Raw genomic sequence first — 8,048 nt, 5'->3', positions numbered from 1 at the left:
GGCCTTGCGGTCCGCCGTCAACGTCACCAGAGCGCCCTTTACGCCCGGCATCGCCTTGACCGTGCGCTCGGCCGCCATGCGCAGCGGTTCCAGCTCATTCGCCCGCGCCGCCGGCACGGTGATCGAGAAGTAAACCTTGCTGTCAGAGATAAAGACGTCCGAGACCATGCCGCGCGAGACGACATCGCCTTCGAGGTCCGGTCCGCGCACTTTCGCAAGAACCGCCAGAACTTCCTCTTTCGTCACTTCAGCCATGATGTCAAAACTCCCGAATGCCTATACGGTCCCCTCCCTCAAGACGGGATGCCGCGTTCGCAGATATATAGGAGTTGGGCATTGCCGGGAGCAAGCAAGATAAACCGCCGTTCGATCGGCAGCCATGTGGCGCACTGATCGAACGGCAGCCTTTCTTGTCACGCCTCTTGGGGCGCTTGCAGTCCCCTCTGGACCTGACGCTACAGAAGCACGAAACATGCCAGACGGGAAGATACTTCCTATTGATGAGCTTTTTCAGCCACTTCCGGCAAAAACGCCTGCTGCGTCGCAATATTCCTTGGCGGAAGCCGTGTTCGGCGCCGATCACGGCTTGAGCAGCGATGAAATTTTGTGCACCGCAGCATCCGTTTTAGTTATTTGATCAAACCGATTCTCAGCGCCTTGGCGACCGCCTGGGTGCGGTTGACCGTGTCGAGCTTCTTTGCCGCGCGATTGAGGTAATGATTGACCGTATGCTCCGACAGGCCGAGAATTTCGGCGATCTCGGCGCTTGTCTTGCCGGCAGCGGTCCAGTTGAGGCAGTCGATCTCGCGGTCAGTCAGCGTGTCGGTCGGGCGCACATCGAGATTGCGGATTTCCGCCAGCCGCTCGAAGACGTGGATGGAGATATACATGAGCTCCATCATCTGCTGGTGCGTGAATGTCAGGCCGTCGCCTGCGAAGGAAACGGCGCCACGGCTGCCGGACATGTCATGAACCGGAAAATAAGCCCCCCGAACGACACCGAATTTTCCAAAAATGCCTCGGATGGCCGGTCCTTGCCGCTCGGGTGGCACCGTGTCCAGATCGAAGGTGAACGGGATGGTCGAGGTGCGCAGCCGCCGGAGCACGGGGCTCGTCTGCATCATGCCTTCCCGATCGAAAAGGGACATCAGTTCCGCCGGCCAGTTGGTGATCACCGTATTGTTGGACAGTTCCAGCGACGTGGCGTGGGGCAGGTTGAGAACCATGAACGTGCGGCAACCGTAGTGCTCCGTCATCCGCTTCATGAACCGGAAGACGTCGAACTGGGTCTTGAGATCGGCGATTTCTTCGACGTTTCCGTCAAAGACCCGAGGAACTTCTGCTTTCTCGGTATTGGCCATCACTTGCTTCTCTGCTCGCCCGGTGGCGTCGAACGATCCCTGGTATTTCCCATACATCCGCCCAATCGGCCTTTCGTATTCGCAGTTCCCGTCTCTGACGCTTGGAACACAAGAGGCTCTCCGGATTTGCCCGGACATATCCCGCTGAACGTGTCCGCGTGGCGGAGGACTGCCATTTCAAATTTCAATTTGCTGCTGAATTCGTGGCTATTATTAATTCCGGATAATGATGACATACGTCCTCAACTTCGGATAATGATGACATCTGCTCGCATTTGCAAACCCTTGCATGCCTCCAGATGCTTGTCAGGAGATATTTATTGGGGATCAAATCACTTATGCAGGGCGTTTGCCGACTCTCTCGCGTCGATGATACTAATTGATCACCTCGGCATGCAATTGGAGATTTCACGTGGTGACCACATACACTTTCGAAGGCCGTGTCCTTTCCTCCTCCCTCTGCGAACTTGGAGAAGGCCCGTCCTTCGAATCGGAGACGCAAACGCTCTGGTGGTTCGACATTCTCGGCAAGGGACTGCATGAATTGCATCTGCCGACCGGGCGGGAGATCGTTCATGCATTGCCGGTGATGGGCAGCGCGCTTGCGTCGATCGATGCCGCCCGACAGCTGATCGCCAGCGATAAGGGGCTTTTCATCCGCGACCGCGCCACTGGCGAGCTTTCTCCCTATCGCGAACTGGAGCCGGAAAAGCCGGGCAACCGCTCGAACGACGGAAGGGTGCACCCTTCCGGCAGCTTCTGGATCGGAACGATGGGCCGGAAGGGGGAGGACGGCGTCGGCGCGATCTATCATGTCCGGCAGGGCGAGGTGACGAAACTCTTCGACCACATCAGCATCCCCAATTCGATCTGCTTTTCGCCTGACGGCGCGATCGGTTATTATGCCGATACCCGCGCCAACCGGCTGATGCGGATATCCCTCGACCCCGCAACAGGCCTGCCAAATGGCAAGGCCGAAGTTCTGGTCGACGAGAACGGCAAGCCGGGCGGCATCGACGGCTCGATCTGCGCCAGCGACGGAACCCTCTGGAACGCCCGATGGGGCCAGGGGGCCCTGGATCATTATTCCGCCGACGGCCGGCATCTGTCGCGTTACCTGGTGCCGGCCCGGCGCACCACCTGCCCGGTCTTCATCGGCAAGGATCGGCTGGCCGTGACGTCCGCCTGGGAGGGACTGGACGAGGCTGCCCGCGCCGCGGACCCCCTCGCCGGCTCGCTCTTCGAGATCGCGGTCTCGATCGAATGCGATCCAGAGCCCGTCTATCGCCTATAAAGAATGCAGAGGGCGTACCAAACTAGCAAAACGCAAAAAAGTTCCCGCTTAATCGCCTAAAATTTCGGCAATCTTGCCCGGAACTAATCGCCTTTCATAACATTTTCCTCTCGAACTGGCGCGGCGGAGAACTCCGCAACCCAGCGCCGTGTGTTCGAAGAGATAAATTGAGCAGAGGAAGGTAGGTTCGTTATGAAGAAGACCCTCAGCATGATGGCAGCCGCAGTTCTTTTGGCGTCCACCGCCATTGCACCGGCGCTTGCGCAGACCCAGCCTCCGCCGCCGGCCTCCCCGGCTCCGGCAGCTCCTGCCGCTCCGACGGCTCCGGCTGCAAAACCGGCTGGCAGCGCCGCAACGCCAGCTCCGAAGACTGGCACCGACACGGCGAGCGCGTCCGGCGGCTATCTGACCGAACAGGCCGAAAACCAGATCAGCGCCAACGACTATATCGGCAAGTCGGTCTATAACGCACAAAACAAGAGCATCGGCGACGTTAACGACCTCATTCTCGAAGAAAACGGCGGCATCGTTGCAGCCGTGATCGGCGTCGGCGGCTTCCTCGGCATCGGCGAAAAGGAAGTCGGGCTGCCGATGAACAAGATCACCATGACGCGTGATGTGAACAACAACAACGAGATGCGCCTGACCACGACGGAAACGGCAGAAGCTCTTCAGGCTGCTCCGGAATTCAAGACCCTGGCAGACAAGCAGGCGGAAACCGATCGGACGACCACGTCCTCCACCGGAACCTCGATGCCTGCAGGCGGCGCCACCAACCCGTCGACGACCCCGGCTGCCCCGAGCAAGTAACCGCTCGGTCGGTTAAGGGTCCGGAACGGGTGACACGTCGTCACCACGAAACGGGGCGGTACCGCAGGTGCCGCCCTTCTTTGCAGGCGCTGATCCCGTAAGCCAAATCTCGGGGATCAAGCCCGTTCGATGGTCATAAAATCGCGGTAGTGTTCCTGGAGATAGCGCAGGGTGGCGGCGCTGTCGGCGGGTCTGCCGTAATAGTAGCCCTGCCCCATCGCGCAGCCGAGTTCGTTGAGCTTGTCCGCGTCGGCCTTTTCCTCGATGCCTTCCGCTACCACGGCCAGGTTAAGGCCGTCACACATGGCGATGATCGCCTTGACGATATGTTCCGACGCCCGATCGGTGGTGATGCGCGAGACGAACGCGCGGTCGATCTTCACCTTGTCGAAGGTGAAGTCCCGCAGCCGCCCGAGGCTCGACTGGCCCGTGCCGAAATCGTCGAGCGAGATACGTACGCCCTGCTGGCGCAGGTCGGTGATGATGCGCTGCGCCGTATCGGCGGATGTCATCACCGCTGTTTCGGTAATCTCCAACTCCAGACGATAGGGATCAAGCCCGACGCGTGCGAGCGTCGCGAGGATGGTCTCGGTTGTGCCGGGGTCCATCAGCTGTGCTGAAGAGAGATTGAAGGAGAGGAAAAGTTCTCGCGGCCAGGAGAGTGCGGCCTCCGCTGCCTTGCGCAGTAACGTTTCAGAAAGTGCGTCAATAAAACCGCGCTCTTCGGCAAGGGGTACAAAAACCGCTGGTGAGACGAAGCCGAGATCGGCGTCGATCCAGCGGGCGAGCGCCTCGAAACCGACCACTCCGCCATCGCTGATGCGCACGATCGGCTGAAAGTGGACGTCCACGGCATCGGCGATGATGGCGTTGCGAAGCGCCTGCTCCAGCTGTGTCGCCCGCTTCATTTCCTGGGCGATCTCGCGTGAATAGACAGTGATCTGCCCGCGGCCGCGGCGTTTGGAGCGGTAAAGCGCGGTTTCGGCGCTTTTCAGCAGTTCCTCGAAATCCTCGCCGGCAAAGGGATAAATCGCAAAGCCGAAGGAGGCCGAAAGGCGAACGTTGCGGTCGCCGAGATCGTAAGGCGCGGACAGGACGTCCTTGATCATCTGGCCGATGCGCTCAGCGCCGATGCGCTCGAAGACCAGAGGCAGGATGAAGGCGAACTCGTCGCCATCATGGCGGGTCACGGTCGCGCCGTCCGGAATGCAGGCTTTCAGCCGATGGGCGACCTGGCAGAGGATCTCGTCGCCCGCTTCGGCGCCGAACAGATCGTTGATCGGCTTGAAACCGTCGAGATTGGCAATGCAGATGGTAAAGGGTGCGGGATCCTGGGCCCGCTCGGCGGCCAGCAGGCGCACCTTGTCGCGCAAACGATATCTATTTCCCAGCCCCGTCAGGGCGTCGCTGTAGGCCATAGCCTGAAGTTCATTCTGGCTGACCTGCGGCAATGGGTTTCCCGCCGACTTCATGAATTATCCCGTTGCGCTTCACAGACCGGCGAAGGATGCGGGAAAAAGATTAAAAAATGATGGCCCGGGCTTAACTTACATGAACGGATTGATTAATCGGTTAAGCATACGAATGCTTTGCGGGTATGCCGAGATACGTCTGGAAGACAGCTTCCAGCGCCTCGGGGCTGATCGGTTTGAGGATCACCTCGTTCATTCCCGAGGCGAAACACTGGTCGCGGTCACGTTCGAAGGCCTGGGGGAGGACGCCGATGATCGGAATGGAGTTGTCGATCGTCTCCAGATTGCGGATGCGCACGCTCGCGTCGAAGCCGCTGAGCTTTGGAAGGGTGATGTCCATCAGGATCAGCCGCGGCGACCGCTCCTGCCAGAGCCTGACCGCTTCTTCGCCATCGGCTGCGATCGCATAACGATAACCCAGGCCCTCGAGTATCTGCGAAAAGACGATCTGGTTCACTCCGTTGTCTTCGGCGACCAGGACATCGATGGCTGCGTTTTCGCCGGCTCGCGAGGCAATCTGCCAGTCCTCTTCGCGCCCGGCTTCAGTTACGGCAGGTTGGCTGAACTGGCGAGCGACGCCGGCGGCCAGATCCCGCTTCACCCGGACGCCGTTGATGGCCAAGGCGGGAATGCGGTGTCGCTGGACGATTTCGAGGCAGGCCTTGTCCGCCAGCGTGTCGACGACGACGAGATCGATCGCGATGCTGGCTTCCTTCGCCAGTTGCAGGAAGAGTTCCAGTTCCTCACCGTCTGAAACCGAAGAGGTATCGAACCCCAAGTCATCGAGAATTTCCAGCGCCTCGGCGTTCGTCCTCGGGTCGGAGGACGCGACCAGGACCTTGCGGTGGGAGAGAGCGGGCCTTTCGGGCTCAACCGCGGCCTGCACCGGCCGGTCACGTTCATGCCGGGTCAGCGAGGTGGCGATCAATCCGCCCCGGCTCATGCGCGGCGTGATCTGCCCGTCCTCGATTGCGACCAGCCCGGTAATGTCTTCCATGGCGGTGACCAGGTAATAACGGCCGGGTTTTCCGATGCGGTATTTATTGGCGATGATGACGACCTGCGAACCGTCCGGCCGCGTTACCAGTTCGGACATCTGCTGAGGCTCGCCGAGATCGATCACCCCGCGATTGAGGCGGTCGAGGCGTTGTTCCACCTGCGGCGGATGAATATCGGACCCTTTGCGACCGAGAATCGCTTCGGGCGGCAGGTCGAGGAAACTTGCGGCCATCTTGTTGACGGCGACGAAGGTCAGATTGCTGTCCTTGACGGTGACCGGAAACGGCAGGTTGTCGAGCACCTCTTCGGTGATCTGTACCCGCTCCATGTCGGCGCGCCACTGTTCCTCGCGCTTCTTGTGATCCGAGATATCCCTGACGACGCAAACGCCGTAACCGGACGACAGGCGGCGCTTGGTGAAGCTCACCCAGCGGTCGGTGCCGCGGCGCTCCTGCGACTCGGCCCTCTCCTTCCAGAGAGTGGCGATCTGTTCGGCAACCCAGTCCTCACGGCTCAGCATCCGACGCGGACCGGAAGCGTCGGTCAAGAAGCGTCCGCCGCCATCATAGACGGCCCCGAGGAAATCCCGAAGGCGTGTGCCGGGCGTCAGAAAGCTCTTCGGAACCGGCAGGAGGGTCAGCAATTGCTGGCTCGCAAAGACGATCAGGTCATTCTTGTCATAGACAAATACGCCGCCCGAAATGCCCTCGGAAATCACTTCGAGCATGACAGCTTGAATGTTTGCGTCCGCCGACGCCAAATCATTCATAGGATGAAACTCCCCGTATGCTTTTTCGGACCGAATGAAAAATCGGACCGTAATGCCGATATTCGCCTCTCGGCGTTATTCCTTCTAGTTTTCGTCTTGTCGGCGTGGGAACATGCTGGCTCCAAGTCCTCAACGGGTAATCGGGGCTCGCATGACGGTGCCCAGCTGGCCGCCATCCCGGTCACTCGCGGGAAGCTGGCGCCTCCCCGGTTTCATCCAAGTTTAATACGGAACAAATTATCGCCTTTATCTTAAAGCCGGATTAATGAACGGCCGTGCATCAACCTTAAAGTTCATTTCAATCGGTTAGGAAAGGCGCGATCCGGGCTTTCCTTCCGGCGCCGAATCCGGGAAAATGGCGCATGTCCGTCAAACAGCTACCCGAGACCCTGATCAACCAGATCGCTGCCGGCGAGGTCATCGAAAGGCCCGCCAGCGCCGCCAAGGAACTGATCGAAAACGCCATCGATGCCGGCGCGACCCGCATCGAGATCGCCACCGCTGGCGGCGGCAAGAGCCTGATCCGCATTACCGATAACGGTTCCGGCATGGACGCGGCCGATCTCGATCTTGCGGTTCGGCGGCACTGCACCTCGAAGATTTCCGAGACGCTCGACGACATTCGCACGCTCGGCTTCCGCGGCGAGGCCCTGCCCTCGATCGGTTCGGTGGCGAAGCTCACCATTACCAGCCGCCGCAACGGTCATTCTGAAGGATCACAGGTGGCAGTGATCGGCGGCAAGATGTCCGGCGTAAAGCCGGCGCCCGCCAATACCGGCACGGTGGTCGAGGTGCGCGACATCTTCTTCGCGACGCCGGCGCGGCTGAAATTTTTAAAAACCGAAAAGGCCGAGGCCGGCGCGATCACCGAAGTGGTCAAGCGCATGGCGATCGCCTTCCCACATATCCGCTTCGTGCTGTCGGGCTCCGACCGCACGACGCTGGAATTCCCGGCGACCGGCGACGACCATCTTTCCCGCATGGCGCAGATCCTCGGCGCCGATTTCCGCGACAACGCGATCGAGATCGATGCGATGCGGGAAGATGTCGGACTTTCCGGTTTCGTCGGCGTGCCGACCTTCCATCGTGGGAACTCGGCGCATCAATATGCCTTCGTCAACGGGCGGCCGGTGCAGGACAAGCTGATCCTGTCGGCCCTGCGCGGCGCCTATGCGGAAAGCGTGCCCTCCGGCCGCTATCCCGTAGCGGTCCTGTCGATCAGGATCGATCCGGCGCTGGTGGACGTCAACGTGCATCCGGCGAAGTCGGACGTGCGATTCCGCGATCCCGGCCTGGTGCGGGGCCTCATCGTCGGGGCGATCCGCGAGGCGCTGCATCGCGAG

At 60.3% G+C, this 8,048-nt stretch carries 8 protein-coding genes; 4 read left to right on the top strand and 4 right to left on the bottom strand.

All coding sequences use genetic code 11. The annotated features are described in order from the left end of the window. Window positions 1–255: iron-sulfur cluster assembly protein (locus MOV61_RS26610; protein ID WP_247138736.1), on the bottom strand; the 255-nt coding region annotated here is incomplete at its 3' end. Between the two features lie 217 nt (window positions 256–472). On the opposite strand from MOV61_RS26610, the gene MOV61_RS26605 reads away from it, so the two are divergent. Next, window positions 473–637 carry a hypothetical protein gene (locus tag MOV61_RS26605; RefSeq protein ID WP_247039662.1) on the top strand — a complete coding sequence of 55 codons (165 nt, stop codon included), beginning with the start codon at window positions 473–475 and terminating at the stop codon, window positions 635–637. On the opposite strand, the gene MOV61_RS26600 is transcribed toward MOV61_RS26605, so the two are convergent. Then, on the bottom strand, window positions 630–1,361 hold the full coding sequence (locus tag MOV61_RS26600; RefSeq protein ID WP_247138735.1) for a LuxR family transcriptional regulator: 732 nt from the start codon (window positions 1,359–1,361) through the stop codon (window positions 630–632). The two genes, MOV61_RS26605 and MOV61_RS26600, sit on opposite strands and share 8 nt — an antisense overlap. 412 nt (window positions 1,362–1,773) lie before the next feature. On the opposite strand from MOV61_RS26600, the gene MOV61_RS26595 reads away from it, so the two are divergent. Together MOV61_RS26595 and MOV61_RS26590 are read left to right on the top strand one after the other, a co-directional pair. Then, window positions 1,774–2,655, top strand: a complete 882-nt coding sequence (locus MOV61_RS26595) for an SMP-30/gluconolactonase/LRE family protein (protein ID WP_247138734.1) — start codon at window positions 1,774–1,776, stop codon at window positions 2,653–2,655. 192 nt (window positions 2,656–2,847) lie between these two features. Next, window positions 2,848–3,465 (top strand): PRC-barrel domain-containing protein, encoded by a 618-nt coding sequence (locus MOV61_RS26590; protein ID WP_038540339.1) that lies wholly within the window; start codon window positions 2,848–2,850, stop codon window positions 3,463–3,465. Between the two features lie 116 nt (window positions 3,466–3,581). Here the strand turns inward: MOV61_RS26590 and MOV61_RS26585 are convergent, their stop codons facing one another. Together MOV61_RS26585 and MOV61_RS26580 are read right to left on the bottom strand one after the other, a co-directional pair. Further along, the gene (locus MOV61_RS26585; protein WP_038540336.1) at window positions 3,582–4,937 is read right to left on the bottom strand and encodes a bifunctional diguanylate cyclase/phosphodiesterase; all 1,356 of its coding nucleotides are present in this window, start codon (window positions 4,935–4,937) and stop codon (window positions 3,582–3,584) included. Between the two features lie 100 nt (window positions 4,938–5,037). Next, on the bottom strand, window positions 5,038–6,705 hold the full coding sequence (locus MOV61_RS26580) for a response regulator (protein ID WP_247138733.1): 1,668 nt from the start codon (window positions 6,703–6,705) through the stop codon (window positions 5,038–5,040). A gap of 362 nt (window positions 6,706–7,067) precedes the next feature. Here MOV61_RS26580 and mutL point away from each other — a divergent pair. After that, window positions 7,068–8,048 (top strand): DNA mismatch repair endonuclease MutL (mutL, locus tag MOV61_RS26575; protein ID WP_247138732.1); only part of this gene is annotated, 981 nt, incomplete at its 3' end.

Origin of the sequence: Neorhizobium sp. BETTINA12A (assembly GCF_023006485.1) — a bacterium.
GTDB lineage: Bacteria > Pseudomonadota > Alphaproteobacteria > Rhizobiales > Rhizobiaceae > Neorhizobium.
Note: the sequence above shows the minus strand (reverse complement) of the source record. Positions and strands in the feature narration are given on the sequence as shown.

What these genes read in the sequence shown, in the direction of transcription:
- MOV61_RS26590 (WP_038540339.1), top strand. Translation starts at nt 2,848, where the DNA reads ATGAAGAAGACCCTCAGCATGATGGCAGCCGCAGTTCTTTTGGCGTCC.
- MOV61_RS26605 (WP_247039662.1), top strand. Translation starts at nt 473, where the DNA reads ATGCCAGACGGGAAGATACTTCCTATTGATGAGCTTTTTCAGCCACTT.
- MOV61_RS26585 (WP_038540336.1), bottom strand. Translation starts at nt 4,937, where the DNA reads ATGAAGTCGGCGGGAAACCCATTGCCGCAGGTCAGCCAGAATGAACTT.
- MOV61_RS26580 (WP_247138733.1), bottom strand. Translation starts at nt 6,705, where the DNA reads ATGAATGATTTGGCGTCGGCGGACGCAAACATTCAAGCTGTCATGCTC.
- MOV61_RS26600 (WP_247138735.1), bottom strand. Translation starts at nt 1,361, where the DNA reads ATGGCCAATACCGAGAAAGCAGAAGTTCCTCGGGTCTTTGACGGAAAC.